Here is a 25,873-nt window from a genome sequence, read left to right on the forward strand (position 1 = left end):
GGTTCAGCCCTTCAGTCCGGAGGTCGCCATGCCGTCGATCAGATAGCGCTGGAAGGCGAGGAAGAACAGCAGCACCGGCAGCAGCGCGACCAGTGACATGGCGATCATGCCTCCGTAGTTGGCGGCCACGCCGTCGGAGTCGCGGAACATCATCAGGCCCAGGGAGACGGTGTACTTGCCGGGCTCGTTCAGGTAGATCAGCGGGCCCATGAAGTCGTTCCAGGCGTTGATGAAGGTGAAGATCGCGCTGGTGATGAGCGCGGGCCGGCACAGCGGCAGCACGATCGACCAGTAGGTGCGCAGGTGCCCGCAGCCGTCGAGCCGGGCGGCCTCGTCCAGTTCCCGGGGCAGGTTCCGCATGAACTGCACCATGAGGAAGACGAAGAATGCCTCGGTGGCGAGGTACTTGCCGATCAGCAGCGGGACGTAGGTGTTGACCAGTTCCAGCTTCTGGAACATCACGTACTGCGGGATCAGCAGGACGTGGTACGGCAGCAGGAGCGTGCCGATCATGAGGGAGAACAGCAGGTTGCGGCCGGCGAACTTGATGCGCGCGAAGGCGTAGGCGGTCAGCGAGCAGGAGACCAGGACACCGACGACCGCGCCGCCCGCGTAGAGCAGGGAGTTCTGGAAGAACGTCCAGATCCTGATGTCCGCTATGCCGTCGGCGAGGCCCTTGAAGTTGGACAGTATGGGGTGGGACGGGAACAGCGTGAGGCTGTTGATGATGTCCTTGCTGGGTTTGAACGAGGCGCCGATCACCCAGACGACCGGGTAGAGGATGACGGCCAGGATCAGCAGGGCGCCGAGGTGCCAGGCGAGGGAGCCGGCCCGCCGGCGGCCGGGGCCCGGGGTCCGGGGGCCGGCCGCGCGCACCGGGGCGTTGGTGGTGGTGGCGCTCATCGGGCGTCCTCCTCGTAGTGCACCCACTTCTTCTGGGACCAGAAGAGGACGGCCGTCACCAGGGCCACGGCGAGCAGCAGCATCCAGGCCATGGCGGAGGCGAAGCCCATCTGGGCGTTCTTGAAGCCCTGCTGGTAGAGGTAGCAGGTGTAGACGAGGGTGGCGTCGGCCGGTCCGCAGGCGGTGTTGGAGACGACGTAGGCCGAGCCGAAGATCTGGAACGAGTGGATGGTCTCCAGCAGCACGTTGAAGAACAGCACCGGGGAGATCATCGGCAGGGTGATGTTCCAGAACCTGCGGAAGGGTCCGGCGCCGTCCATCTCGGCCGCTTCGTAGAGTTCCCTGGGCACCTGCTTGAGCCCGGCCAGGAAGATGACCATGGGCGCCCCGAACTGCCAGACGGTGAGCGCGACCAGGGAGTACATCACCCAGTCGGCGTTGCCGACCCAGCCGCCGACGTGGAAGCCGAGGAAGGTCTGCGTACGGTCCACGACGGCGCCGTCGGAGAACAGCGAGCGCCAGACGAAGCCGACCGAGACGCTCGCGCCGATGAGCGAGGGGGCGTAGAAGGCGGCCCGGTAGAAGGCCTGGCCGCGGCGGCTCTGCGCGAGGAGCAGGGCGACGCCGAGGGCGAGCAGCAGTTTGAGGGGGGTGCCGATGACGACGTACTTGGCCGTCACCTCCACCGACTTCTGCCAGCGCGGGTCGTCGAACATCTTGGTGAAGTTGTCGAGACCCACCCACTTGGGGCTGGTGAAGAGGTTGTAGTCGGTGAACGCGAAGTAGAGGGAGGCGATCATCGGGCCCGCGGTCAGCAGCAGGAACCCGGCGATCCACGGGGACATGAACAGATAGCCGGCGAGGTTCTCCCGCCGCCGGCCCGGCCGCCCCGTCCTCGCGGTGGCGGCCCGGCGCGCGCCGCGGGTCGCGGGCACGGAGTCCTTGACGAGCGTCACGGCGTTTCCCATCAGGCCTGGAAGGCGGCTTCGGCCTCGGTGAAGAACTGCTTCACCGCGTCGGAGACCTTGGACCTGCCCTGTCCGAGGTCGCCGCCGAGGCGCAGGAAGGCGGCCTCGATGGTGTCGGCACCGGAAGGGTGCGGGGTGATCGCGCCGAGGACGCCGGTCTTGGCGGTGTCCTCCTCGTACCGCGCGATCTCCTTGTTGACCGCGTCGGCCGGCTTGTAGGCCGCGAACTGCTCGGTGCTGGTGAGGATGCCGCGGTCGTAGCCCATGATCTTGCCGACCCGGGGGTCGTGGACCATGAATTCGATGAACCGCGCGACCTCCTCGGGGTGCGAGGTGCGGGCGGAGGCGCTGAGCATCAGGGAGGCGAGGTACTGGCCGGTGTGCTTGCCGTCCGTGGTGGGGATGGGCGCGAGGCCGTACTCGCTGTCGCCCTCGGCCGAGTAGCGGACGGTGAAGTTGTCCCAGGTGAACTCCGAGGCGCCGTGGCCGGCGGAGAGGGAGGACTTGGGCTTGTCCTGCTGGACGACCTTGGGGTCGGTGACGACTCCGGCCCTGACCCGGCCCAGGCCGTCCGTCCACCACTCCGTCAGATCGGCCTTGTCGAAGCCGAGTCCGTCGTCGGTGAAGAACGCCTTGCCGTTCTGGCGCAGGTAGAGGTCGTACAGGTACATGATGGTGAAGTAGCCGGTGTCCCCGGGGACCCGCGTCTTGTCGTGGATGGTCTTCAGGGCCTTGAAGTACTCGTCCCAGGTCCAGCCCGGCCGGGGTTCGACGCCCGCCTTCCGGAAGAGCTTCTTGTCGATGACGAGTGACATGGTGTTGGAGCCGACCGGAATCCCGAGCTGCTTGCCGTCGACCTCGCCGACCTTCGTGACGCCCGCGCGGAAGTGATCCAGGCTCAGATTTCCGGCCTCCACCTGAGGCTTGAGATCGAGGAGAATTCCGCGCTTGTCGTACTTCCTGAGGAAAGTGACGGCGTTTTGGAAAACGTCCGGGGGGTTTCCGCCGGCGGCCTGGGTCTGGAACTTCTCCCAGAACGAGTCGTACGTCTGGAAATCGGTTTTGACCTTGATCTTGGGGTATTTCTGCTCGAAGAGGGCGATGGACTGATTGATCTTCTTGGCCCGCTCCTCGGCACCCCACCAGGAGTAACGGATCGTCACCGTGCCGTTTCCGGAGCCGCTTCCGCCACCGCAGCCGGTGGTCGCGGCGAGCCCGAGCGTGGCCGCCGACGCCCCGGCCGCCTTCAGGATCGTACGCCTGTCAAGATTCCTGGTTCCCACAGTCGGGCCCTCCCCGCAGCATCTCCGCCACGCGCATGAATCGTTTCAAGTAAGCGCTTGCTGGCACAAGGTACGAAGGGGCCAGGGGTGCGTCAATGACCCGGACAGGATTTTCTTGCGGGCGCCCGGACCGGCCGACCGGCCCGCTGCCCGCCCCCACCGCCGGAAACGGTCCGGCCCGCCGGCCGTTCCCACTGGTGGGGGAAGCGTGACCGACGGGCCGAACGAACCGGACGGGGAATCAGGCGGGCAGGGAGGCCAGCCAGTCGAGCAGGATCCGGTTCGTCTCCTCCGGGCGCTCCTGCTGGACGAAGTGGCCGCAACCGTCCAGGATGTGCGAACCGAGAAGGCCGGGCAGCGTCTCGGGGAAGGCCTTGACGGCATCGGCCAGCCAGGCGAGGGAGGCGTCCCGCTCGCCCCCGATGAACAGCGAGGGCCGCGTGATCGGTCGCCCCGCCCAATCGGCCAGGTCGGCCCAGTCCCGGTCCATGTTCCGGTACCGGTTCAGAGCCCCGGCCATCCCCGTCCGCTCGAACTCGCCGGCGTAGACGTCCAGGTCCCGCTCCCCCAGCCAGGACGGCAGCACGCCGACGGGGAAACGCTCGCGCAGCGTCCCGCCGGCCCCGGTGAAGTGCGGGTCGGGAGCGCCGGGGGCGGGCATGGTGTCGGCGGACAGCGCCGCGTAGAAGCCCGCGAGCCAGCCGCGCACATCGGGCTCCATCTCGGCTTCGGCCCGGCCGGGCTGCTGGAAGTAGGAGATGTAGAACTCCTCGGGGCGGGGGTGGGCGCCAGGCGATCCGGCACCGGGCTCGTCGCCCGAGCCCGCTCCGCCCATGCGGGCGAAGACCTCGCTGGGGCGGGGGCCGCCGGGCGGGGTGTACGGCACGCCGAGCAGCCCCACGGCCCGGAACACGTCCGGCCTGGTCAGAGTGGACGTGGCGGCGATCGTCGCGCCCCAGTCGTGCCCGACGACCACGGCGGAACGCTCGCCCAGCGCCTCCACCACGGCGACGTTGTCCGCGACCAGGTCGAGCATCCGGTACGCCTCCACGGCCTCCGGCTTGGACGAACGGCCGTACCCCCGCACATCGATCGCCACCGCGCGGTAACCGGCCGAGGCGAGTGCCGCCAGCTGGTGCCGCCAGGCGTACCAGGACTCCGGGAAGCCGTGCAGAAGCAGCACCAAGGGCCCGCTGCCCTGCTCGACCAGGTGGATACGGCCGGCCGGGGAGGGGACGAGACGGTGGGTGGGGGTGGCGGTGGGTGGCACGGGATCTCCTGAGGTAGTGGGAGCTGGGACGGGTGGGCGGTTGGGTCGGGGTGCGGTCCTGAGGGGTGGGGGGTTCCGGGGGGCTGGGGTGCGTACGAGGTGTGGGGTCTGCCGGTCCCGGGAAGGTCCTGGCGTCGCGGGTGCCCTCCGTCGGCCCTGGGGCAGGCGGCGGGCAGGAGTGCCGGGCAGGGCGGGGCGGGGTGGTTGGACGCGCCGGGAGCGGGCCGAGCGGGTCGGCGCGCCGAGGGCCGGCCGGTGTCGGGCGCGGCCCGCGAAGGGGCCGGTCGGAACGGGTCCGGGGTGCTGGAGGCGTGGGTACGGACGGGTGGGTGTCGGAGACGGTGGGTGACTCTTGCCCGGGGCCCTGAACACGATGATCAGGTGGGTGACGGGGCCGGGACGAGGGTTGTTGCCGGTTCGGCAAAACGCGCCCTCGCGGGGTGAGGTGGAGGCCGAGGGCCCGCCGGCCACGTCCGCGCGTCGAACCAGTCACCGACCGTGAGTCCGACGCCCCGCCACATGCCCGGCGCCCACCGCGGGCCCGGGACCCGAAACCCCGCAAGCGCCGCCGTACGTACACCAGGGCGCCGCAAGGGCTCGCGAGGACCGCCGGCCGCGCCTGCCCGCCGCCGTACGCCCGCACCGGCGCGGATACGCCGACGGCCCATCTGCCTGTCGCAGATGGGCCGTCGGTCCGGGTGGGCGATACTGGGTTCGAACCAGTGACCTCTTCGGTGTGAACGAAGCGCTCTCCCACTGAGCTAATCGCCCGGGCGCAGGAAGAACATTACCCCATGTCAGGGGGTGCCTCCGACCAGGGGGCCGGGCCGCGGACGCCGCCCGCCCCCAGCCCGCGTCACTGGTCCTTGATCTTCCAGGGCATGACGAAACCGAACTTCCACAGGTAGATCCCGGCGAGCACGCCGATGATCACCAGTCCGATCACGGTGAGGGTGATGTTGCGTCGGCGCACCTTGGGGTCGAGGGCCCGCTGGGCCGCCTCGGTGACCTTGCGTTTGGTCCAGCGGAGCACGAGCTGGGCCCAGACGAACTCGGTCGCCCAGATCGCCATGCCGCCGAAGATCACGACCCAGCCGGGACCGGGCAGCGGCAGCATGATGATGCCGGCGACGACCACCGCGAGGCCGACCACGAAGACGCCGACCTGCCAGCTCAGATGGAGAAGCCGGCGGGACTTGATGAATTCCGGCGCCCGCGAGCCCAGCCCGCTCCCGGCTCCTTCGGCGGTCTCCTGCCGGTCTGTCTTGGCCTTGTCCGATGCCACGGCGACCTCGCCCGGTTCGTCACTCCCCGTATTCATATAGACAAACCCTACCCGAGTGAAACCAGTCACCGGAATGGTGGTAGATCCGGTACGAGTTCTCGGCCGGAAGAGTTACGTAAACACACCCAAAACCCTCAGAGGGGTTTACAACGGCACCGTAGGTGGCATGTCGATTTCGCCGACGTGCGAATCCCCGAGCGCACACTGAGCGAAAGGCCCTGGCGCTTATGAACACCACGGTCAGCTGCGAGCTGCACCTGCGCCTCGTTGTGTCGAGCGAGTCCTCCCTGCCTGTCCCCGCAGGCCTGCGGTACGACACGGCCGACCCCTACGCCGTGCACGCCACCTTCCACACCGGAGCCGAGGAGACCGTCGAGTGGGTGTTCGCCCGCGACCTCCTCGCCGAGGGCCTGCACCGGCCCACCGGCACCGGCGACGTCCGCGTCTGGCCATCCCGCAGCCATGGTCAGGGCGTCGTGTGCATCGCCCTCAGCTCCCCGGAGGGAGAGGCGCTGCTCGAGGCCCCCGCGCGGGCCCTGGAGTCCTTCCTGAAGCGAACCGACGCCGCCGTGCCGCCCGGCACGGAGCACCGGCACTTCGACCTGGATCAGGAGCTCTCGCACATCCTGGCGGAGAACTAGGCCCCGGCCCTTCCGAGCAGCCCGGCGCCGTCCACTCGGGGAGACGGCTCGGGCCAAGACAACCGCATACGGCAACGGACCGACGCCGCCCTCGTGAGCGCTCACGGGCGGCGTCGGTCTGCCGTCGCCGGCTGCGGTCCGCGAGCGGGCGACCGCCGTGCGTAGGCGATGCCCGGGCCGGAGGACGGCGGGCGTGCGTAGGCCGTCGCCCGTCGGTCGTTCGGCCGGGCCGGGCCGTGGGTCTCGCGGGCGGACCGGTGCGGCGGGAACCCCGTGCGGCGCGGGGGCGTTCTCACGGCAATCGGGGTCGGGGAAGGACGGGTGCGGCCGGCGCGGGAGTCGCTACCATCGGCCAGCATCGGCGGGCGCCCGCCCGACCCCCAGGCCAGGGAGCGAAACGTGCTGATCACCCACGACACCCGGTGCGCCCTTGACACCGTGGTGGATCTGGTGAACTCCGCGCCCGAGGACGATGCGGCGGCGGACGGTCTGCCCGATGTCCAGGCGCTCACCGATTTCGTACGAAGTCACAAGATCAGCGACGTCGGCGCGCTGTCGGAGCTGGATCTCTCCGCGGTGCGCAGGCTCCGGGGGCGCTTCGCTGCGATCTTCGCGGCCTCGGACGCCCGGTCCGCGGCCCTGATGATCAACGAGCTGGTCGCCGCCGCCGGGACCACCCCCCGGCTGACCGACCACGACGGCTACGACTGGCACATGCACTACTTCGCGCCGGGCGCCTCCGTGGCCGACCATCTCGCCGCCGACTGCGGGATGGCACTGGCCTTCTTCGTGGTGGCCGGAGAGCAGGAGCGGCTGCGGCGCTGCGAGGCACCGGACTGCCGGCGTGCCTTCGTGGATCTCTCCCGCAACCGCTCGCGCCGCTACTGCGACAGCCGTACCTGCGGGAACCGGCTGCATGTCGCCGCCTACCGGGCCCGGCGGAAGGAAGCGGCGGGCTGAGCGGGGGCGGACGGGGCCTGCCTGCCACGGGCGGCCCGGACGGTGCCCGATGCGACGTCGGTCCCGGCGGGTGGCGCCGGGACGGACGTGTACGGCTCACAGCAACAGCAGATCGTGCAGCGCAGCCATGAGCAGCAGACACCCGATCACCGCCAGGAAGATCATCAGCGGTGGCTGGGAAAGGGCGAAGAGGCACCCGCGAGGCTCGTCCTTGGGCGGCGCGGCCTCGCTCTGTGTAGTGTCCAGCATCTCGCCGCCGATCATGGCGTAACCGGTGCCCGGTCGCGATCAGCGCTGGAGATCTTGCGGGAGTTCGCCGAATACCGTGAGGTCTCGTCCGGCTGGTGAACGATTCCGGCCGCCCGGGGACTCAGTGTGTCCCTTCGGCCAGTTATGTGACTGTCATATGCCGTGCTTCTTGAGGATGGCCTCGATGTCGCTGAAGTCCTCCGACGCGCCGGCGGACCGGGGGGTGGTCCGAGGTGCGGCAGGGCGTGCCGAGGGGCCGGCCGGCGTCCCGCCGAGGGGCGGCGCCGTGGCCGCGGGGGCCACCGCCTCCCGCTCCGCCCGTCTCGCCGCCCTGCGCTCGGCGCCGGTCGTCCCGCGCCGGCGCTCCACGGCCCGGGTGCCGGTGAACAGGAGCCAGGCCGCACCGAGCACTCCGAAGCCCGCCCAGGCGGTGGGACTCAGCGCGGTGTCGGCGAGCCAGCCGACGACCCCGGTCATCACCAGGCCGACCGGGACGAGCGAGCAGGCCGCGAGGCGGGCCGCCGCCAGGAAGCGTCTGCGGTAGGCCGTGACCACCGCGATACCCAGGCCCGCCGCGGAAACGGCGGAGCAGACTGTCTCGGCGATCATCCGGTCCTCCTGGCGGGCTCGCTCCGTCGCTTCCATCGTGCACCGCCGGATCCCCGCGAGGCCATGCTCCAGCCGGACATCAGGGACATCTCCGGGTTCTCTCCTACTGGGGTCCCGGTACCCGGCCCGCTCGCGCACCGAGGTCCGGTTGGGCCGCCCGGGCCCGGCCTGGAAGACTGGTGGCCATGAGCGACCCCTCCCCCGCCCGCACCGATGCCCTCGTCCTCGACGTCTGGTGCGAGTTGCAGTGCCCCGACTGCCGTACGGCCCTGGACGACGTACGCGCCCTGCGTGCCCGCTACGGCGACCGGCTCGAGCTGCGGCTGCGGCACTTCCCGCTGGAGAAGCACAAGCACTCCTTCGCCGCCGCGCAGGCCGCCGAGGAGGCACTGGAGCAGGGCAAGGGCTGGCCGTACGTGGAGGCCGTGCTGGAGCGGGTGGCGGAGCTGGACCGTCAGGGGGAACCCTTCCTGGTCGAGGTGGCCCGGGAACTCGGGCTGGACGCGGAGGAGTTCGACACCGCGTTGATCGACGGCCGGCACATCCTGGTCGTGGACGCCGACCAGGCCGAGGGCAAGGCCATCGGCGTGACCGGCACGCCGACGTACGTCATCGGGGGCGAGCGTCTCGACGGCGGCAAGAGCCAGGAGGGCCTGCGCGAACGCATCGAGCGGATCGCGGACCGCCTGCTGGCCGACCACGCCCCCGGACAGGGCTGAGCAACCGCCGGGCCACCGGCCGGGCTGAACACCGGCCGGTGCGTCCGGCGAGCCTGAACACCGGCCGAGCCGCCGGGCGGGCCTGAGGACCGCGCCGGGAACGGAGGTGTCCGCCCGGTGGCGCGCCGTCTACAGCAAGGGCTTGCTCAAGGAGTACGTCACCGTTTCATAGCCGAGCGACGCGTACAGGGCCTCGGCGGGGGTGTTGCCCGCGAAGACGTTGAGGCCCAGGACCGGGCGGCCGGAGCCGGTCGCCTGGTGTTCCGCCAGGAGCATCAGCGTACGGCCGTGTCCCCGGCCCCGGTGGGCCGGATACGTCCGCACGTCGAACACGAACGCCTTGCGCTCCTGGAGTGCCACCCACAGGGTGCCCACCGGGCTGCCCTCGTGCTCGAGCACGCTGAAGAACGTGCCGTCCGTCGCCAGGCCGTGCGGCAGCAGCCGTGCGTGGTCGTCCCGGGACTTGGCGTAGGCGGCGGCCTCCGGGACGCCGCGCTCGATCCACATACGCGCGAACTGCTCGCGCTCCGCCTCCAGCCAGGCGTCGAACTCCTCCCCCGTCATGGGTCGCGCACGGCTGCCCGGGGGCAGGGCGGGCGGGGTGCCGTCCAGGCGCTTCTCCATGCCGCGGTTGCGCACGGTGAAACCGAGGGTGCGGAACAGGCTCAGGGCGGTGTCCGCCGCGGCGGGCACCATGGCCTCCAGCTGCACGCAGCCCCAGCCGCGGGCCACCTCCTCCGCGGCCAGCGCCGCCACGGTGCCCCGCCCGCGCCGCCGGTCGGGCTCGGCGATCCGCAGGTCGATGATGCGGGCCACGGAGTCGCCGAGGGACGGCGAGGTACCGAGGTGGATCTCGCCGACGGGACGGCTGTTCACGCACACCGCGTAGCGCCGTGAGCGGGTCCCGTCGGGGTTCTGCCGGAGCGGCTCGGCCGGCCGCAGGGTTGTCGTCATCACAGAGGTTCTACCCGTGCCGGCCGGCCGAGTCAGCCGGTTTTCGGCCCCGGCCCCGACGCCTGCCCCAGACCCCTGGTCCGGTGGGCCTCGGCTCGCCGTCGCCGGTCCGGTCGCCGGCTCAGGGGTCCAGGTCCCTGCCGGACCGCTCGTCGAAGACGCGCATCGCCTCGGCGGTCACCGGGCCCCGGGCGCCGGGCAGTTCACGGCCGTCGACGCGGTGCAGGGCCTGTACGTCCCGCAGGGACGAGGTGAGGAAGACCTCGTCGGCACGCTGGAGGACGTCCAGCGGCAGATCGGTCTCCCGGGCGCCCGTCCACTCGATGACCAGGGCACGGGTGATGCCGGGCAGACAGCCGGAGGTGACCGGCGGGGTGTGGATCTCGCCGTCCAGGACGACGAAGACGTTCGTCGCGGCGCCCTCGCAGAGCAGTCCGGCCGTGTTGCCGAACAGCGCCTCGGAGGCGCCGAGTCGGCGGGCCCGGTCGAGGGCGACGAGGTTCTCGGCGTACGACGTGCTCTTCACGCCGGCGAGGGCGCCGCGCTCGTTGCGGGTCCACGGGACGGTGACCGCCGCGGTGGAATCGGGGCGGCGGGCGGTCCCGGCGACGGCGACCACCAGGGTCGGGCCGTGCCCGCCGCGGCCGGTGCCGAGCGGGCCTTGGCCGCCGGTGCAGGTGATCCGCAGCCGGCCCAGCGGCATCGGGTTGGCCTCCAGTACGGCCGTACAGGCGCGGCGGATCTCGTCGTGGTCGGGGTCGGGCAGGCCGAGGACGCGGGCGGAGCGGGTCAGCCGGTCGAGGTGCCGGGTGAGCGCGAAGGGGCGGCCGTTGACCGTCTTCACGGTCTCGAAGACGCCGTCGCCGACGGTCAGGCCGCGGTCGAGGACGCAGACCCGGGCGGTTTCCGCCTCGCGCAGCCCGCCGTCCAGCCAGATCCTCATCCGAGGGCCTCCTCGGTCTCCTCGTACGCGCCCGACGCCACCGCGAGCAGCCGGGCCGCCTTCAGCTCGGTCTCCCGCCACTCCCCTTCCGGGTCCGACCCCCAGGTGATGCCGGCGCCCGCGCCGAAGCGCAGGGAGCCGTCGGCGCGGTCGATCCAGAAGGTGCGTATGCCCACGGCCAGCTCGCCGGTGCCCCGGTCGGCGTCCACCCAGCCGATGCCGCCGCAGTAGGGGCCGCGCGGCGCCGGCTCCAGTTCCTCGATGATCCTCATGGCGCTCGACTTCGGGGCGCCGGTGACCGAGCCGGGCGGGAAGGCCGCGGCCAGCAGCTCGGGCCAGCCGGCGTCGGGGCGCAGTTCGCCGCGCACGGTGGAGACGAGGTGGACGAGCCCGGGGTGCTTCTCCACCGCGCACAGGTCGGGGACGGTCACGCTGCCGGTCTCGCAGACCCGCCCGATGTCGTTGCGGACCAGGTCCACGATCATCACGTTCTCGGCGTAGTCCTTGTCCAGGAGGTCCGCCTCGGTCCGCCCGGTGCCCTTGATCGGGCCCGAATCCACGGTCCGGCCGTCCCGGCGCAGGAACAGCTCGGGAGAGGCGGTGGCGATCTCCACGCCGTGCTCCGGCAGGCGGATCGTTCCGGCGTACGGCGCCGGGTTGCCGCGGGCCAGTACGGCGGTCAGGGCGTCCACGTCGGCGCCGGGGGCGACGGGCGCGCTGAGTACGCGGCAGAGGTTGGCCTGGTAGACCTCGCCGGCCGCGATGTGCTCGCGGATGCGCCGGACGGCCGCCGTGTACGCGGCGCGGTCCAGGGAGGACGTCCACTGCCCGGGCTCCGGGCCCCGCCACCGGCCGGGCCGCGGCGCGGGCACCGGCTCCTCTCGTACGTCCGCGAAGCGGGCGCAGGTCAGCCGGCCTTCGTAGTCGGCGCAGACGGCCCAGAAGCCGGTGGAGTCCAGAGCGGCCGGGTCGCTGGTGACGTCGAGCAGGCCCGTGGCGACACGGTCGCCGAAACGGGCCAGAGGAGGGAGTCGGCAGGGGTCGTGGAGCACGTGGTCGAGTCTAGGTCGGGTGTCCGCCGGGTGGCCCCGGGATGTCCTGTGGGGGGCGCTGACCACGGGGTATGCGGGGCGCACCGCAGCACGCTGCGCAAACGCGTTTTTGTACTGGCCGGGGAATCCGCTAGAGTTCAACACGTCGCCGGGACGCGGAAGCGGACCGAAACGACAAGCGGACGTAGCTCAGTTGGTAGAGCGCAACCTTGCCAAGGTTGAGGTCGCGAGTTCGAGCCTCGTCGTCCGCTCGAAGGAAGAAGGGGTCATCCCGATCCCCTACACTCCTGGTGGAGTGGCCGAGAGGCGAGGCAACGGCCTGCAAAGCCGTCTACACGGGTTCAAATCCCGTCTCCACCTCCAAGGACGATTAGCTCAGCGGGAGAGCGCTTCCCTGACACGGAAGAGGTCACTGGTTCAATCCCAGTATCGTCCACTGGATCTTCGGATCCCGGATCTTCTCGAAGGTCCCCCGCGCGATTAGCTCAGCGGGAGAGCGCTTCCCTGACACGGAAGAGGTCACTGGTTCAATCCCAGTATCGCGCACTGTCTGTGACTTGCGGGTCACAGTTCCCGGACGATTAGCTCAGCGGGAGAGCGCTTCCCTGACACGGAAGAGGTCACTGGTTCAATCCCAGTATCGTCCACACAGCAAGGAGCCCCCGGCCGTCTCGTACGGCCGGGGGCTCCTTCGTGTGCTCAGCTGGAGAACAGCATGTGGCCGAAGCTCTTGTGGCGGTGGTGGCCGTAGTGACCGTGGTCGCCGTGGTGACCGCCGTGCGGGGCGCCCCAGGCGGGCGCGGGCGGGGCCGCCTGGGGGTAGGCCTGCGGGGCGGGCGGCGGGGGCGGGGCCGGCTGGGACCACTGGGCCTCCAGGCGGGTCAGCGCCTCCAACTCGCCGTAGTCGAGGAAGATGCCGCGACAGCCGCTGCACTGCTCGATCTGGACGCCGTTGCGGTTGTAGGTGTGCATCGGCGCATGGCACTTCGGACACTGCATGCTCGGCTCAACTCCTCGCCGGTCGGTACTGCTTCGTGCTTCCCCAGGACAGACTCCGTCCGGCCCCGGGCGGTTGCAGCCTAGTCCGGGATTCCGGGTGCCCGGCGGCCAGGGGGCGCGGGGGCGGACGGCATGCGCGCGCAGGCGTCGGCCAGGGCCTGCTCCACCTCGTCCAGCGGGCGGCCGGCGGCGAGTGCCTTCGTGATCGCCAGGGCGGCGGTCTGCACAGTGAGCGCGCGGGCCGGTACGTCCAGGGCGGGCCAGGGATCGCCGTCCGCGGGCACGGCCGGGCCGTCGGCGCTCCGGTAGGCGGTCAGGAAGCGGGTCCACTCGTCGGGCGGGAGGAGTCCGCAGGCGTACCAGGCGGCGGGGCGGGCGAGGTCCCAGGCGGGGACGCCCGCGCCGAGGTCGTCCACGTCGATGAGCCGCCACGGGCCGTCCGGCGCGGGGTGCCGGACGAGCTGGCCGAGGTGCAGGTCGCCGTGGCAGAGGGCGGCCGGGCCGGGCATCGGGGCCCTGGCCGTGGCCCAGGCGGGCAGGGCGGCCCAGGCGGCCAGCACCGGGCGGGCGGCGGGGCGGGCGGGCCCGTGGGGCGTGGCGCGCAGGGCCGCGTGGAGCCGGTCGAGGGCGCGGGCGGCCTTGGCGGGGCCGCGCATCGGGGGGAGGCCGGCGGGGACGGGCGTGCGGTGCAGCCGGGCCAGGAGGGTGGCCACGGCTTCCCAGGGGGCCGCGTCGGGGTCGTCCCGGTCCACGGGAGCGCCGTACGGCCAGAGGGTGACCAGAAGGCCGTGCGGGTCCCGCAGGGGGGCCGGGGCGGGGGTGAGGGGTGGCAGCAGCACGTCGGGGAGACGGGTGGCCGTGGCGACGCGGAGGGCCAGGGCGGCGGGGTCGGTGTCCGGGGCGTGGGCCTTGGCCACGGCGCCGGCATGGCGGACGACGGTGGCGTCGGGGCGTACGGCGAGGGGCGTGCTGACGCACGGGCAGGTGGCCGGGGTGCCGTGGACCGCCGTCCTGGCCTGGGCGGTCAGGGCCGATATGAGGGGGTCCGCGGGGGCGTCTGCGCTGGTGGCTGTGTCTGCGGTCACCGTTGCCTCGGGGAAGGGGTGGCTGTCCGGCCGAGGGTACTGGGACCGGTCGCGGGGAGGGACGCTCGCCGCGGCCACCAAGGGCCCGCGGGGAAAGCGCGCCCCCTACGGGGAACTGTGGGGAAACGGCTGATGCCGGCGCAGCTCCCCAGCTGCGCCGGCATTCTGCCGTCCGCCGTACCCCCGTCCCCACGGGGTTTCATGGATCGATGTCCCCGCCCGGACCGCTCTTCCGGGCCTGGGGTCGCCGCTCAGCGCCCCAGCATCGCACCCACGGACGACGCTTGTGTGGCCACCGTCTCCCAGCCGTCGAAGACGAGCAGGAGCAGGGCCGCGAGGGGAAGGGCCATGAGTGTCGCCACCAGCGGGTGGCGGCGGCCCGTGCGGCGGGAGGCGAACGCCGGGCGTCGCGGTGCCGTATGGGCCATGGTCCCTCTCCTGACTGTTCGGTTGTCGGCTTGCAGCGGCGGGTGTCCGACCTCGGGGGACGAGTACCGCACCCGCCGCTTGCCCTCAAATCTAGGCGGGCCGCCCGGGGCCGACGTCATGCCCTCGTACCGATTGCCGGGCCTCCGGGAGGATGAGCCCCCGGCCGCGAAGTACTCCCCTGGGTGGAGACGCGGGCCCGGGCATCGGGGACTTCCCGGAGGGGTCGTCCGCTCTGTCCGGTCATTCCGGAAGCGTCCCGCTCACCGGGTGGAGTGACTTCGATCACTCGGACCGGTACCGGAAGGGGTACCGGAGGTGGATCCCGGTCCGGGGTCCGGCCCCGCCCCCGCACGTTCGGCGGCCGGCGCCCGGCGGGGGTGCCACCCGGGGTGCCTCGGCTCCGCGCGAGCTCAACCTCCCGGAGCGGCAGGCGGGTTGGCGGCCCGGCCGGCGCGAAGTCGCGCTAACGCCTGGCCTGCTGACCGGGTTTCACCTCCCCCGGACGGCCCGCACAATCCGTCCCGCCGAGAGGGCGCGGCCTCTGCGCGCGGGCGGCCGTGGAAACGTAAGCTGTGCCACGTCACAGGGACCGGGCAGCGGGGATGAACATGGCGATGATGCGCCTGAGGCGCGAGGACCCGCGCGTCGTCGGCTCGTTCAGGCTTCACCGACGGCTCGGCGCGGGCGGAATGGGCGTGGTGTATCTCGGCTCCGACAAGAAGGGGCAGCGGGTCGCGCTGAAGGTGATCCGGCCGGACCTGGCGGAGGACCAGGAGTTCCGGTCGCGGTTCGCGCGCGAGGTGTCCGCGGCCCGGCGGATCCGCGGCGGCTGCACGGCCCGGCTGGTCGCCGCCGATCTGGAGGCCGAGCGGCCCTGGTTCGCCACGCAGTACGTGCCCGGCCCCTCCCTGCACGACAAGGTCGCCGAGGAGGGGGCGCTCTGCGCGGCGGACACGGCGGCGATCGGCGCGGCCCTGTCCGAGGGTCTGGTCGCCGTGCACGAGGCCGGTGTCGTCCACCGGGACCTGAAGCCCTCCAACATCCTGCTGTCCCCCAAGGGGCCGCGGATCATCGACTTCGGCATCGCCTGGGCCACCGGCGCCTCCACGCTCACCCACGTGGGCACCGCGGTCGGCTCCCCCGGCTTCCTCGCCCCCGAGCAGGTGCGCGGCGCGGCGGTCACCCCGGCCACCGACGTCTTCTCGCTCGGCGCCACGCTGGCGTACGCCTCGACCGGTGACTCGCCCTTCGGGCACGGCAGTTCCGAGGTGATGCTGTACCGGGTGGTGCACGAGGAGCCGCAGCTGGCCGGCGTACCGGACGCGCTGGCTCCGCTGATCCGGGCCTGTCTGGCGAAGGACCCCGAGGAGCGGCCCAGCACGCTCCAGCTGTCGCTGCGGCTGAAGGAGATCGCGGCCCGGGAGGCGCAGGGGCTGAACGACGTACGACCGCCGCACCCGCGGGCCGCCGAGGCCGACCGGCCCACCGGGCGGCTCGCCGACACCTATCCCGAGCCGCAGCGCACCCAGCGGCGGGGCTCCCCCGGCACACCGCCGCGCCCGGGCGTCCCGGCCCGGGGCGGGATGCAGTCCCGGGGAGGCGTCTCCGCGCGCGGCGACGCGCCGTCCCGTGAGGGCGCGCCCTCGCGTGGCGCCGGCGGTGGACGCGGCGGGGCCGCGTCCGCCCGGCCGGGTACGGTGCGCCCCACCCCGGCGCCCCGCGGCGGCGGCCCGCGCTCCGGCGGCGGCCGTCCGGCTCCGCGCGGCACCTCCGGACGGCGCCCGACGGGGACCGGTCTGCGGCCCGCCAATCCGCGGCTGCTGCGGCAGCGGCTGTTCGTGTTCGTGGTGGTGACGCTGCTGGTGGCGCTCGGCATCGCGGTGGCCCAGGGCTGCCAGGGCCCGGCACGCGGGCTGGGCGGCGACGACGGGGTCCGGCGCGAGCGGCACGCCCAGCCGGGCGCTCCGGCGGACCAGAGCCTTGCGGTGCGGCTCGGCGAGCCGCTGTCGGGTGACGGCAGGTTCACGTGGGACCGGCCGGCTTAGTCGCCGGTTCACGGCACCGGGAGCCTACGGCTCCGGGAACGCGCGGGCGCCGAGCACCGGTACGCCCCCCGGCGGACGCCCCCCGGGGGGCGTACCGGCGGCCGGCTTCACGCGTCGGGCGCCGAGGAGGGGCGTGGCGTGCCGCCCTCCCTCGAGGTCAGGGCTGCGGCCGGCCCGTCGCCACCGCGTAGAACGCCACCGCCGCCGCCGCGCCCACGTTGAGGGAGTCGACGCCGTGGGCCATCGGGATGCGGACCCATTCGTCGGCGGCGACCAGGGCCTGCGTGGACAGGCCGTCGCCCTCCGCGCCGAGCATGAGCGCCACCCGGTCCATGCGGTGCGGCGCGGCCTCGTCGAGGCTGCCGGCCTTCTCGTCCGGGGTGAGCGCGAGCAGCGTGAAACCGGCCTCGCGGACCGACTCCAGGCCCTTCGGCCAGGTCTCCAGGCGGGCGTACGGCACGGAGAACACCGCGCCCATGGAGACCTTGACGCTCCGCCGGTACAGCGGGTCGGCGCAGTCGGGCGACAGCAGCACCGCGTCCATGCCGAGGGCCGCCGCCGAGCGGAAGATCGCGCCGATGTTGGTGTGGTCGTTCACCGACTCCATGATCACCACACGGCGGGCGGTGCGGAGCAGTTCGCCGGCCGTCGGCAACGGCTTGCGCTGCATGGACGCGAGGGCGCCGCGGTGCACGTGGTAGCCGGTGACCCGTTCGGCGAGTTCCGGGCTCACGGCGTACACCGGGGCCGGGAGCTCGTCGATGACGTCGCGCATGACGTCGATCCACTTGGCCGAGAGCAGCATGGACCGCATCTCGTAGCCCGCTTCCTTGGCCCTGCGGATGACCTTCTCGCCCTCGGCGATGAACAGGCCCTCCGCGGGCTCGCGCCGGCGGCGCAGCTCCACGTCGGTCAGGCCCGTGTAGTCGGTCAGGCGCGGGTCGTCGGGGTCCTCGACGGTGATGAGATCGGCCACAGGGTGATACTGCCTTGTCCTGGGTGTGCTGCCAACGGCTGGGTAAGGGTTGTGTTACCCCGGGTTACCGGGGTGACTCGGGGTCGCCCGAGGGTGTCCCGGTAGGTGCCCCGTGGGTGTGTTCAGGCGACGGGCTCGGGGCCGACCCGTACGACCTCGCCCACGACGATGACCGCCGGGGGCTTCACGTCTTCAGACCGTACCGTCTCGGCGACCGTGGCCAGCGTGGCGTCCACCCGGCGCTGGGCGGCCGTCGTGCCCTCCTGGACCAGGGCCACCGGCGTCGTCGGCGGCTTGCCGTGGGCGACGAGCGTCTCGGCGATCTTCCCGATCTTGTCGACGCCCATCAGGATGACCAGGGTGCCGGTGAGCTTGGCCAGCGAGGGCCAGTCGACCAGGGAACGCTCGTCGTCGGGCGCCACATGGCCGCTGACCACGGTGAACTCATGGGCGACCCCCCGGTGCGTGACCGGGATGCCGGCCGCGCCCGGGACCGAGATGGAGCTGGAGATGCCGGGGACCACCGTGCACGGGATGCCGGCCTCGGCGAGCGCCTGGACCTCCTCCATGCCCCGGCCGAAGACGAACGGGTCGCCGCCCTTCAGCCGGACCACCGCCTTGCCCTGCTTGGCGTGCTCGATCAGCGCGTTGTTGATGGCCTCCTGGGCCATGTAGCGGCCGTAGGGGATCTTGGCCGCGTCGATCACCTCGACGTGCGGCGGCAGCTCGGCGAGCAGATCGCGCGGGCCCAGCCGGTCGGCGATGACGACGTCCGCCTCGGCGAGCAGGCGCCGGCCGCGGACGGTGATCAGATCGGGGTCGCCGGGCCCGCCTCCGACCAGGGCCACGCCCGCGGTGCGGGTGCGGTGGTGCGGGGCGACGAGGGTGCCGTCGCGCAGGCCCGCCACGACCGCGTCCCGGATGGCGGCGGTGTGGCGGGGGTCGCGGCCCCGCGCGTGGGTGGTGAGCACGGCCACGGTGACGCCCTCGCTGTGGCCGGTCGCCGGGGTCCAGGCCGTGGCCTGGTCGGCGTCGTCGGAGCGGACGCACCAGACGCGGTGCCGCTCCGCCTCGGCGGAGGCGCGGGTGTTGGCGTCGGGGTCGCTGGTGGCGATGAGGGCGTACCAGGCCTCGGCGAGGTCGCCCTCGGCGTAGGCGCGCCGCTCCCAGGTGATCTCCCCCGCCTCGGCCATGGCCTCGACGGAGGGGGTGGCCTCCGGGGATACGACGGTGATGTCCGCGCCGGCCGCGATCAGGGCGGGGAGGCGGCGCTGGGCCACGGTGCCGCCGCCGAGGACGACCACGCGGCGGCCGGAGAGGCGGAGGCCTACGGGGTAGGCGGGGTGTTCGGCCATGAGGGCGTCCTCCGGTGGCTTTGCGGTGGCGCTGACGTGCGGATTTTACGGTGGTGGCGGTGCGGGTGGGGCAGGTGTCCGGTGACTGGGCAACGACGCCGGGCACCGGCCGTGGTGGAGGCCGGAGGGTGCGGATCCGTGGACGGCGCGGGAGGGCGTCCGCGGGTGCTCGGCACCGGCCCCCGTGGACACCGGGAGGCATCGACAGGCGCCGGCGACCGGCCCGAGGACGCAAGAGGGCCTCGGCAGGCGGTCGGCGACCGGCCCGAGGACGCCAGAAGCGTCGACCAGGCGACCGGCCCGGGGACGGCGGAAGGCATCAGCAGACACCCGACACCGGCCCGTGGACGGTGGAAGGCGCCCGGCGTCACGCGTGCCGGGCGCCTGTCCCCTACTTCTCGGTGACGCCCGCCGCATCGAACGTGGCCACCTCGTGCATGGCCCTGGCCGTGCTCTGGACCAGCGGGAGCGCCAGCAGGGCGCCCGTGCCCTCGCCGAGGCGGAGGTCGAGGTCGACCAGCGGGCGCAGGCCCAGCTTGTTCAGCGCCGCGACGTGGCCCGGCTCGGCGCTGCGGTGGCCGGCGATGCAGGCCGCGAGGACCTCGGGGGCGATCGCGCGGGCGACGAGGGCCGCCGCGCCGGCGCTGACGCCGTCCAGGATCACCGGGGTCCGCAGGGACGCGCCGCCGAGCAGCAGGCCGACCATGGCCGCGTGCTCGAAGCCGCCGACGGCCGCGAGGACGCCGATCGGGTCGGCCGGGTCCGGCTGGTGGAGTTCCAGCGCGCGGCGGACGACCTCGGTCTTGCGGACCAGCGTCTCGTCGTTGATGCCCGTGCCGCGCCCGGTCACCTCGGCCGGGTCGGCACCGGTGAAGACGGAGATCAGCGCGGCGGACGCGGTGGTGTTGGCGATGCCCATCTCACCGGTGAGCAGCGCCTTGTTGCCGGCCGCCACCAGGTCGCGGGCGGTCTCGATGCCCACCTCGATGGCCGCCTTGGCCTCCTCGCGGGTCATCGCCGGACCGGCGGTCATGTCGGACGTACCCCCGCGGATCTTGCGCGGCAGCAGGCCCGGCGTGGCGGGCAGGTCGGCGGCGACACCCACGTCCACGACGCACACCTCGGCGCCGACCTGGGCGGCGAAGGCGTTGCAGACGGCTCCCCCGCCGAGGAAGTTGGCCACCATCTGGGCGGTCACCTCCTGCGGCCAGGGGGTGACGCCCTGGGCGTGCACGCCGTGGTCGCCGGCGAAGATCGCGACGGCGGCGGGCTCCGGGATCGGCGGCGGGCACTGCCGGGACAGCCCGCACAGCTGTGCGGAGATGATCTCCAGCATGCCGAGCGCGCCGGCCGGCTTGGTCATGCGCTTCTGGCGCTCCCACGCCTCGCCGAGCGCCTTGGCGTCGAGCGGGCGGATCTGTGCGACGGTCTCGGCGAGCAGGTCGTGGGGTTCCTCTCCGGGCAGGGCGCGGCGGCCGTATGTCTCCTCGTGCACCACCCAGGACAGGGGGCGTCGCTTGGACCAGCCGGCCTGCATCAGCTCGGGCTCGTCCGGGAACTCGTCGACGTACCCGACACACAGGTAGGCGACGACCTCCAGGTGCTCGGGCAGGCCGAGCGCGCGGACCATCTCCCGCTCGTCGAAGAAGCTGACCCAGCCGACGCCGAGGCCTTCGGCGCGGGCGGCGAGCCAGAGGTTCTCCACCGCGAGCGCCGAGGAGTAGGGCGCCATCTGCGGCTGGGTGTGACGGCCGAGGGTGTGCCGGCCGCCGCGGGTGGGGTCGGCGGTGACGACGATGTTGACCGGGGTGTCGAGGATGGCCTCGATCTTCAGTTCCTTGAACTGCTTGGCCCGGCCCTTCGGCAGCGACTTGGCGTACGCCTCGCGCTGTCGCATCGCCAGTTCGTGCATCGTCTGCCGGGTCTCGGCGGATCTGATGACGACGAAGTCCCAGGGCTGCGAGTGGCCCACGGAGGGCGCGGTGTGCGCGGCCTCCAGGACCCGGAGCAGCACCTCGTGCGGGATGGGGTCGCTGCGGAAGCCGTTGCGGATGTCGCGGCGTTCGCGCATCACCTTCAGGACGGCCTCGCGCTCGGCGTCGGCGTAGGCGGGCGCGGCCGGGCCGGTGGACTGTCGTGCTTCCGCCACCGCGGCCGTGCTCTCTTCCTGGTCGGCGGCCCTGGTGTCCAGGTCCTCCGGCTGTTCGGTGTGCTGTACGGCATCGGGGGCGGGCTGCGCGTCCGCCCCGGCCGGCACCTGGGCCGGCTCGCCCTCGCGGGGCGCGGGCACCGAGACCACCGGCTCCGGCTGCGGCTCCGGCTGCTCCTGCGGGTCCTGGGGAACCTGCGGGCCGGCCGCGGTCGGCACCACGGGCTGCGGCGGGGTGGGCGCCAGGTGCGGAGTGGTGGGCACCTGCCCCTGCACCGGCACGAACTGCCCGAGCGGCTGCCCGGGGTCCGGCGCGGCGGCGTCCGGTACGGCGGCATCCGGCACGGCGGCGTCCGGCACGGGCGCCGGTACCTGGGGCTGCGGGGCCTCGGGGGCCTCCGGGGCCTCCGGGGACTGGGCTACGGCGGGCTGGGCGGCCGGTACGACGTCCGGGACACCCTGGTCCGGCTGGGCCGGAGCGGGGGTGGGCTCGGCGGGGGCCTGCGGGGTGGTCGGGGCGGCCGGCTCGGCTACCGGGGCAGCGGGGTCGGTGCCCGCAGCGGTGGGCTCGGCCGTCGGGGCGGCGGGGTCCGCTACCGGAGCGGTGCCTTCGGCCGGGGCTTCGAAAGCGGCCGGCTCGGGGGCCTGGGCCGTCTCCTGGGCGGCGGCCGGGACTTCGGCGGGTGCCTGGCCGGTGGCCTGGGCCGGGTCCTGACCGACGGCCGGCCCGGCGGCCGGCGCCACCTCCTGGACGGTGGCCGGGACCTCGGCGGAAACCTGGCCGGTGGCCTGGGCCGGGTCCTGAGTCACGTCCTGATCGGCGACCGGGGCGGCGGGCGCGACCGGCTCCGGGGCGTCGACGGCGGGCTGGGGCTGCGCGGGGTCGGCGACCTGCGGCGCGGCGGGGGCCTGCGGTGCGTCGGCGACCGGCACGGCCACGTCCGGCCGCTCGGCTTGGGCGGGCTGCTCGGCCTGGGTGGACTGCGGGTCCTCGGCAGGGTGCGCGGCCTCGACCGGCTCCGCGTCCGTGCCCGGCTGGACCGCCTCGGTCAGGGCGGGGTCGGCTACGGCAGGTTCGGCCACGGCGGCCTCGGCCACGACGGACTCAGGGGCACCGGGATCCGTCACGGTCGGCTCGGCGGCCGTGGTCTCGCCGGCCTCGGCCTCGGAAGCACCGCCGACCTCGGCAGTCGTGGCCGCTTCAGGGGTCACGGCAGCGGTCTCGGCGGCGGCTGCGTCCTCGGCGTCCGTGGCGGCGGCCTCGGCGGCTTGCGCGAGCCGCGCGGCCTCCTCCGCCGATGCCGCCGGGTCCGTGACGGTCTGCTGCGGTGCCACCTGGGCCGGAACACCCGGCTCCGCCGTGTCCACGGCAGCCGCGACGCCCTCGGCCGGCGCCTCGGCGTCGGCGGCCGGCGCCTCCGCCGGTGCGGTGTACGCCCCGTCATGCCCGGGCGCCGGCTGGTCCGCGTCATGACCGTGCACGACAGGGAAGTGACCGGTGTCGCCGGACGCGCCTTGGGCCGCCGCCTGGGTCGCGAGGCGGGCCATCGTGGCCTGGGCGGCGTCGGCCGACTCGGCGGGGGCAGGAGCGGCGGGGGCGGCGGGCTCGACGGCCTCGGCCGGAACAACCGTTTCCGCAGCCGGTGCCTGCTCGCCGACCGGAGCCTGAGCGGTGGCCTCGGCCGGAGCCTGGGCCTGAACCACGGCCTGCCCCTCGACCGGCGCCTGAGCCTCAACAGCGGCCTGCCCCTCGGCCGAAGCCGGGGCCTGGGCCTGGGCCTGGGCCTGGGCCTGGGTCTGGGCGTCAACCGGAGCCTGCGCCTGTACGGGAGCCGGAGCCTGCCCCTCGGCCGAAGCCGGAGCCGAAGCCGGAGCCTGGGCCTCGGCCGGAACCGCGACCTGCCCGTCGGCCGGAAGCTGAGCCTGCCCCTCGGCGGGAACCTGGGCCTGGCCCTCGACCGGAACCTGAGCCTCAGCCTCGGGCTGAACCCCAGGCTGGGCCTGAACCCGCGTCTCGACCTGTCTCTCGGCCGGTGCCTGGACCTGCGCCCCGGCCTGCGCCGGGAGCTCGCTCTCAGGCGCCGCCCCCCACGGTGCCGCGTTCTGGGGGACCGGCTGGGGCTGGGCGTCGAGGTACTCGGGGCCGGCGGCCGGCGGGCCGGGCTGTCGTGCCGGTGCTCCGGCGGGGCCGCGGTCGGCGAGGGAGCGGACCGGGCTCGCGGAGGTGTCGGGGATCGGCGGGCCGAGGTGCAGCGGACGGCGCGGCGGCTGCGGCGCGGACGCCGGGTCGTGCGGCGCCGAGAGGATGGGCGACGGCGGCACCGACGCGGGACCGGGGTGGGGCAGGCGGACGCCGCCGAGGTCGACCGAGCCGGTGTCACGGCCGGCCGTCTCGTGCGGGCCCGGCTCGTGGACGGCCTCCACCACCGGTTCCGGAGCGGGTGGCGGCACCTCGTTGCCCCACGCGCCCTGGGCACCCGGCAGCAGCAGGTCTTCGTCCTCGGCGGGTGCCTCGGAGAGGTAGGTGTACGCGCCGTGCGCGGGGACGCCCGGCTGTTCCACCATGCCTGCGCTCTCCGGCTGCCCCTCGCCCGGGACCTGGCCGGTGTCGGTCATGCGTACCCCTCGCCCATCGGTTAGTGCTCCCTACGACCAGCTCACCCGGAACGGCGCACCGACCGCCCCGCAGTGAAGAACGAGCGTCCGTGCCCAGCGGCACGAACGACCCGCCGGAAAAGGCGACAAAGCCATTCAGTGGCATTGTCCCGGCCGTTCCGCCGTCGCGACAGCATGATCCGCGACAGGCCGCTGTGGACTGCGCCACGTTGCGCGTCCTCCGGTTCCGCAGTACCGCACCCGCCCAAGACGGGCGTGCGATCCGGACATTGGCGAACGAAGTCCGGGTCACCGGTGCGGTACAACGATCGGCCAGCCTACCGCGCGCGGTACGACAACCGGATCACGGGGCGCGGTCGGGCAGAACCCCGCTGAGCAGGAACGCGACGTTCCGCTCGGTCTCGGTCCAGGCCCTGGTGTCGAGTTCGACGGACTGGATCAGGGCGCACTGGACGCGGTAGCCGTGCTCGGTCAGGTCGCGGCCGACGCGTTCGGCGGCGTCCCGGGTGGCGGCGTGGGTGACGATGCGCCGCGGGCGCCGGTCGGCGACCGCGGAGACGACGGCCGGTCCCCCGCCGCCGACCCGTACGACGTCCGGTTCGGGCAGGTTCTCCAGGACGTGCGGGGCGCTGCCGTAGACCACTTGGAGCTGGACCCCGAAGCGGCGGGCGGCCCCCTCGGTGCGGGTGCAGGCGGCCAGGTCGTGGTCGACGGCGATGACGGCCGCGCCGGCCCGGGCGGCCTCGGTGGCGAACGCGCCGCTGCCGCAGCCGATGTCCCACACGAGGTCACCGGTCCGGGGTCCGAGGCGGGCGAGTTGGGCGGCGCGCAGCAGCTCCGTCTCCCCTTCGCCGAGCCCGTGGCCGTACGTCTCGTCGGGCTGTACCCAGCCCCGCGGGCCCGTGCCCGGGTCGCGGCCGGCGATCCAGCCGCCGCCCTCCCCGGCGCCGGCGGGGCCGCCGATGACGATGACGACGTTGGGGTCGCGCCAGGTGTGGTCGGCGGCCTTGTCGGAGGTGACGACGCTGACCTGTTCGCGTTCGGTGCCCAGTTCCTCGCAGATGACGAAGGTGCGGTGCACGCCTTCCAGCAGGAGCCCGAGTTCGGCGGGGCCGGCGCCCGGCGCGGTGAGGACGGCGACCTTGGCGTGGGCGCGGCAGACGTTCACGGCGCGGCGCAGGGTGCGCGGGTGGGCGACGACCACCTGGGCGTCGTCCCAGGGCATGCCGGCCCGGGCGAAGGCGGTGGCGACGGAGGAGACGGCGGGGACGACCTCGACCTCCAGGCCGTACTCGGGCGCCCGCAGGGTGCGTACGACGCCGAAGAAGCCGGGGTCGCCGTCGGCGAGGACGACGGCGGTGCCGCGGTGGGCGGCGATGCGGCGGGCGGCCAGCGGGAGGCTGCCGAGGCGGATGCGTTCGGCGGTGGGCGGCACCTCGGGCAGCGCCAGGTGGTGGGCGGCTCCGGCCACGAGGGTGGCGGCGCCGAGGGCACCCCGTGCCGCGGCGGTCAGCGGCGAGCCGTCCCAGCCGATCACCGTGACCCGGTCGGCCATCGTCGTCAGTCTCCAGTGGTTCTGCTCGGGTCTTCGGGGAGGGAGCCCGGTGCGCGGGCTCCGTGAGCGTACCTGGTGAAGTGCGGAAGGACTCAGTTCCAGTCCGAGTACGAGGTGAAACCACTCGCGTCGGCCAGCTGCTCACCGACCCCGGCGAGGTCCTCGGGCAGCAGGCTCCAGACGATGACGTCGGTGCGTACCCGGGCCCAGGTGCCGTCCTCGGTCCGGGCGCGGGCTATCCAGGCGTTGCGCAGCACGCCCTCGCTGATACAGCCGATCTTCTGGGCCACCTGCTGGGAGGCGGTGTTGCCGGCGGCGGTGCGCAGTTCCAGCCGCTCGAACTCCTGGTCGTGGAAGAGCCACTGGGCGATGGCTAGGGCGGATTCGGAGGCGTAGCCCTCGCCGCGTGCCCAGGGCGCGATGACGTAGGCCAGTTCGCTGGAGCGCACCCGCCAGTCCGTGTTCTTCAGGTGGACGAGGCCGACGAGCCGCTGGGTGAGGAACTCGGTGACGGCGAGGACGATGCCGCGGCCCTCGGTGCGCTCGCCGGGGGCGAGCCGGGTGATCCAGTGGCGGGCGTCGGCCTCGGTGTAGGGGTGGGGGACGCTGGTCCAGGCGACGACCTGTTCGTCGTTCATCATCTCGGCCAGGGCGGGCACGTCGTCCTCGTCGAGGGGACGCAGCACCAACCGCTCCGTGCTGATGGAGATGTTGGGGAAGGTGCTCGTCATGCGCCGCTCCGTAACCTTCGGAAGTTCCTCGGAAGACCGTCAGGGCCGTCAGGTCCGCTGAACTGCCCAGCATGCAGCATGAAACCACCGAAGCGCA

General features: G+C 73.3%; 22 protein-coding genes and 6 tRNA genes. 9 read left to right on the forward strand and 19 right to left on the reverse strand.

Annotated features, from left to right (window positions below):
• Window positions 1–3 precede the first annotated feature (3 nt).
• From IE251_RS22865 to IE251_RS22890, 6 genes are all read right to left on the reverse strand, one after another.
• Window positions 4–903: a carbohydrate ABC transporter permease gene (locus IE251_RS22865; protein WP_189754886.1), complete on the reverse strand. Its 900-nt coding sequence runs from the start codon at window positions 901–903 to the stop codon at window positions 4–6.
• Window positions 900–1,871 carry a carbohydrate ABC transporter permease gene (locus tag IE251_RS22870; RefSeq protein WP_030613779.1) on the reverse strand — a complete coding sequence of 324 codons (972 nt, stop codon included), beginning with the start codon at window positions 1,869–1,871 and terminating at the stop codon, window positions 900–902. The genes IE251_RS22865 and IE251_RS22870 overlap by 4 nt, the downstream gene beginning before the upstream one ends.
• Window positions 1,871–3,154, reverse strand: a complete 1,284-nt coding sequence (locus tag IE251_RS22875; protein WP_189754887.1) for an ABC transporter substrate-binding protein — start codon at window positions 3,152–3,154, stop codon at window positions 1,871–1,873. Before IE251_RS22875 ends, IE251_RS22870 begins: the two co-directional genes overlap by 1 nt.
• A gap of 241 nt (window positions 3,155–3,395) precedes the next feature.
• The gene (locus tag IE251_RS22880; RefSeq protein ID WP_189754888.1) at window positions 3,396–4,424 is read right to left on the reverse strand and encodes an alpha/beta fold hydrolase; all 1,029 of its coding nucleotides are present in this window, start codon (window positions 4,422–4,424) and stop codon (window positions 3,396–3,398) included.
• Window positions 4,425–5,123: 699 nt separating this feature from the next.
• Window positions 5,124–5,195: transfer RNA gene (locus tag IE251_RS22885), tRNA-Val, on the reverse strand.
• Between the two features lie 85 nt (window positions 5,196–5,280).
• On the reverse strand, window positions 5,281–5,745 hold the full coding sequence (locus IE251_RS22890; protein WP_189754889.1) for a TIGR02611 family protein: 465 nt from the start codon (window positions 5,743–5,745) through the stop codon (window positions 5,281–5,283).
• Between the two features lie 191 nt (window positions 5,746–5,936).
• Between IE251_RS22890 and IE251_RS22895 the strand changes: the two genes are divergently transcribed.
• Together IE251_RS22895 and IE251_RS22900 are read left to right on the forward strand one after the other, a co-directional pair.
• On the forward strand, window positions 5,937–6,350 hold the full coding sequence (locus IE251_RS22895) for an SsgA family sporulation/cell division regulator (RefSeq protein ID WP_010351314.1): 414 nt from the start codon (window positions 5,937–5,939) through the stop codon (window positions 6,348–6,350).
• 399 nt (window positions 6,351–6,749) lie between these two features.
• Entirely contained in the window at window positions 6,750–7,310 is a 561-nt protein-coding gene (locus tag IE251_RS22900; protein WP_189754890.1) for a CGNR zinc finger domain-containing protein, read from the forward strand.
• Between the two features lie 96 nt (window positions 7,311–7,406).
• Here IE251_RS22900 and IE251_RS22905 read toward each other — a convergent pair whose 3' ends face one another.
• Complete coding sequence (locus IE251_RS22905) at window positions 7,407–7,559, reverse strand: hypothetical protein (RefSeq protein WP_167345734.1); 153 nt, start codon at window positions 7,557–7,559, stop codon at window positions 7,407–7,409.
• A gap of 153 nt (window positions 7,560–7,712) precedes the next feature.
• On the reverse strand, window positions 7,713–8,168 hold the full coding sequence (locus IE251_RS22910; RefSeq protein ID WP_189754891.1) for a hypothetical protein: 456 nt from the start codon (window positions 8,166–8,168) through the stop codon (window positions 7,713–7,715).
• A 185-nt stretch (window positions 8,169–8,353) separates the two neighbouring features.
• On the opposite strand from IE251_RS22910, the gene IE251_RS22915 reads away from it, so the two are divergent.
• On the forward strand, window positions 8,354–8,887 hold the full coding sequence (locus IE251_RS22915; RefSeq protein ID WP_189754892.1) for a DsbA family protein: 534 nt from the start codon (window positions 8,354–8,356) through the stop codon (window positions 8,885–8,887).
• A 129-nt stretch (window positions 8,888–9,016) separates the two neighbouring features.
• On the opposite strand, the gene IE251_RS22920 is transcribed toward IE251_RS22915, so the two are convergent.
• The 3 genes from IE251_RS22920 to IE251_RS22930 form a co-directional block, all read right to left on the reverse strand.
• Window positions 9,017–9,841 (reverse strand): GNAT family N-acetyltransferase, encoded by an 825-nt coding sequence (locus IE251_RS22920; protein WP_189754893.1) that lies wholly within the window; start codon window positions 9,839–9,841, stop codon window positions 9,017–9,019.
• Window positions 9,842–9,962: 121 nt separating this feature from the next.
• On the reverse strand, window positions 9,963–10,784 hold the full coding sequence (locus IE251_RS22925) for an aminotransferase class IV (RefSeq protein WP_189754894.1): 822 nt from the start codon (window positions 10,782–10,784) through the stop codon (window positions 9,963–9,965).
• A complete protein-coding gene (locus tag IE251_RS22930) occupies window positions 10,781–11,836 on the reverse strand; it encodes a chorismate-binding protein (RefSeq protein WP_189754895.1) in 1,056 nt (351 codons plus the stop codon). Before IE251_RS22930 ends, IE251_RS22925 begins: the two co-directional genes overlap by 4 nt.
• A gap of 178 nt (window positions 11,837–12,014) precedes the next feature.
• Between IE251_RS22930 and IE251_RS22935 the strand changes: the two genes are divergently transcribed.
• The 5 genes from IE251_RS22935 to IE251_RS22955 all read left to right on the forward strand — a co-directional run bounded on the left by IE251_RS22935 (window position 12,015) and on the right by IE251_RS22955 (window position 12,483).
• Window positions 12,015–12,087: transfer RNA gene (locus IE251_RS22935), tRNA-Gly, on the forward strand.
• A gap of 38 nt (window positions 12,088–12,125) precedes the next feature.
• Window positions 12,126–12,199: transfer RNA gene (locus tag IE251_RS22940), tRNA-Cys, on the forward strand.
• Window position 12,200: 1 nt separating this feature from the next.
• A tRNA-Val gene (locus IE251_RS22945) sits at window positions 12,201–12,272 on the forward strand.
• A gap of 38 nt (window positions 12,273–12,310) precedes the next feature.
• Window positions 12,311–12,382, forward strand: a tRNA-Val gene (locus IE251_RS22950).
• 29 nt (window positions 12,383–12,411) lie between these two features.
• Window positions 12,412–12,483: transfer RNA gene (locus IE251_RS22955), tRNA-Val, on the forward strand.
• Between the two features lie 52 nt (window positions 12,484–12,535).
• Here the strand turns inward: IE251_RS22955 and IE251_RS22960 are convergent.
• The 3 genes from IE251_RS22960 to IE251_RS22970 form a co-directional block, all read right to left on the reverse strand.
• Window positions 12,536–12,835 carry a TFIIB-type zinc ribbon-containing protein gene (locus IE251_RS22960; RefSeq protein ID WP_189754896.1) on the reverse strand — a complete coding sequence of 100 codons (300 nt, stop codon included), beginning with the start codon at window positions 12,833–12,835 and terminating at the stop codon, window positions 12,536–12,538.
• Window positions 12,836–12,915: 80 nt separating this feature from the next.
• Complete coding sequence (locus IE251_RS22965; protein WP_189754897.1) at window positions 12,916–13,920, reverse strand: phosphotransferase family protein; 1,005 nt, start codon at window positions 13,918–13,920, stop codon at window positions 12,916–12,918.
• 251 nt (window positions 13,921–14,171) lie between these two features.
• A complete protein-coding gene (locus tag IE251_RS22970; RefSeq protein ID WP_030613749.1) occupies window positions 14,172–14,348 on the reverse strand; it encodes a hypothetical protein in 177 nt (58 codons plus the stop codon).
• A gap of 603 nt (window positions 14,349–14,951) precedes the next feature.
• On the opposite strand from IE251_RS22970, the gene IE251_RS22975 reads away from it, so the two are divergent.
• On the forward strand, window positions 14,952–16,394 hold the full coding sequence (locus IE251_RS22975) for a serine/threonine-protein kinase (protein ID WP_229896899.1): 1,443 nt from the start codon (window positions 14,952–14,954) through the stop codon (window positions 16,392–16,394).
• A 157-nt stretch (window positions 16,395–16,551) separates the two neighbouring features.
• On the opposite strand, the gene IE251_RS22980 is transcribed toward IE251_RS22975, so the two are convergent.
• The 5 genes from IE251_RS22980 to IE251_RS23000 all read right to left on the reverse strand — a co-directional run bounded on the left by IE251_RS22980 (window position 16,552) and on the right by IE251_RS23000 (window position 25,776).
• Window positions 16,552–17,370 carry a TrmH family RNA methyltransferase gene (locus IE251_RS22980; RefSeq protein ID WP_189754898.1) on the reverse strand — a complete coding sequence of 273 codons (819 nt, stop codon included), beginning with the start codon at window positions 17,368–17,370 and terminating at the stop codon, window positions 16,552–16,554.
• A gap of 122 nt (window positions 17,371–17,492) precedes the next feature.
• Entirely contained in the window at window positions 17,493–18,725 is a 1,233-nt protein-coding gene (gene cobA, locus IE251_RS22985) for a uroporphyrinogen-III C-methyltransferase (protein WP_189754899.1), read from the reverse strand.
• A gap of 391 nt (window positions 18,726–19,116) precedes the next feature.
• Window positions 19,117–23,490, reverse strand: coding sequence for a nicotinate-nucleotide--dimethylbenzimidazole phosphoribosyltransferase (cobT, locus tag IE251_RS22990; protein WP_189754900.1), 4,374 nt, complete (start codon window positions 23,488–23,490; stop codon window positions 19,117–19,119).
• Window positions 23,491–23,833: 343 nt separating this feature from the next.
• On the reverse strand, window positions 23,834–25,045 hold the full coding sequence (gene cbiE, locus IE251_RS22995) for a precorrin-6y C5,15-methyltransferase (decarboxylating) subunit CbiE (protein WP_189754901.1): 1,212 nt from the start codon (window positions 25,043–25,045) through the stop codon (window positions 23,834–23,836).
• Window positions 25,046–25,137: 92 nt separating this feature from the next.
• Window positions 25,138–25,776 (reverse strand): GNAT family N-acetyltransferase, encoded by a 639-nt coding sequence (locus tag IE251_RS23000; protein ID WP_189754902.1) that lies wholly within the window; start codon window positions 25,774–25,776, stop codon window positions 25,138–25,140.
• Window positions 25,777–25,873: the final 97 nt, after the last annotated feature.

The sequence above is a fragment of the Streptomyces eurythermus genome, assembly GCF_014649115.1.
In the GTDB taxonomy this organism is placed as follows: Bacteria; Actinomycetota; Actinomycetes; order Streptomycetales; family Streptomycetaceae; genus Streptomyces; species Streptomyces eurythermus.

Excerpts from the sequence above, each read along its gene's own strand:
- IE251_RS22865 (WP_189754886.1), bottom strand. The coding sequence starts at position 903 with ATGAGCGCCACCACCACCAACGCCCCGGTGCGCGCGGCCGGCCCCCGG.
- IE251_RS22870 (WP_030613779.1), bottom strand. The coding sequence starts at position 1,871 with ATGGGAAACGCCGTGACGCTCGTCAAGGACTCCGTGCCCGCGACCCGC.
- IE251_RS22890 (WP_189754889.1), bottom strand. The coding sequence starts at position 5,745 with ATGAATACGGGGAGTGACGAACCGGGCGAGGTCGCCGTGGCATCGGAC.
- IE251_RS22895 (WP_010351314.1), top strand. The coding sequence starts at position 5,937 with ATGAACACCACGGTCAGCTGCGAGCTGCACCTGCGCCTCGTTGTGTCG.
- IE251_RS22905 (WP_167345734.1), bottom strand. The coding sequence starts at position 7,559 with ATGCTGGACACTACACAGAGCGAGGCCGCGCCGCCCAAGGACGAGCCT.
- IE251_RS22910 (WP_189754891.1), bottom strand. The coding sequence starts at position 8,168 with ATGATCGCCGAGACAGTCTGCTCCGCCGTTTCCGCGGCGGGCCTGGGT.
- IE251_RS22915 (WP_189754892.1), top strand. The coding sequence starts at position 8,354 with ATGAGCGACCCCTCCCCCGCCCGCACCGATGCCCTCGTCCTCGACGTC.
- IE251_RS22920 (WP_189754893.1), bottom strand. The coding sequence starts at position 9,841 with ATGACGACAACCCTGCGGCCGGCCGAGCCGCTCCGGCAGAACCCCGAC.
- IE251_RS22925 (WP_189754894.1), bottom strand. The coding sequence starts at position 10,784 with ATGAGGATCTGGCTGGACGGCGGGCTGCGCGAGGCGGAAACCGCCCGG.
- IE251_RS22960 (WP_189754896.1), bottom strand. The coding sequence starts at position 12,835 with ATGCAGTGTCCGAAGTGCCATGCGCCGATGCACACCTACAACCGCAAC.
- IE251_RS22970 (WP_030613749.1), bottom strand. The coding sequence starts at position 14,348 with ATGGCCCATACGGCACCGCGACGCCCGGCGTTCGCCTCCCGCCGCACG.
- IE251_RS22975 (WP_229896899.1), top strand. The coding sequence starts at position 14,952 with ATGAACATGGCGATGATGCGCCTGAGGCGCGAGGACCCGCGCGTCGTC.
- cobA (WP_189754899.1), bottom strand. The coding sequence starts at position 18,725 with ATGGCCGAACACCCCGCCTACCCCGTAGGCCTCCGCCTCTCCGGCCGC.
- cobT (WP_189754900.1), bottom strand. The coding sequence starts at position 23,490 with ATGACCGACACCGGCCAGGTCCCGGGCGAGGGGCAGCCGGAGAGCGCA.
- cbiE (WP_189754901.1), bottom strand. The coding sequence starts at position 25,045 with ATGGCCGACCGGGTCACGGTGATCGGCTGGGACGGCTCGCCGCTGACC.
- IE251_RS23000 (WP_189754902.1), bottom strand. The coding sequence starts at position 25,776 with ATGACGAGCACCTTCCCCAACATCTCCATCAGCACGGAGCGGTTGGTG.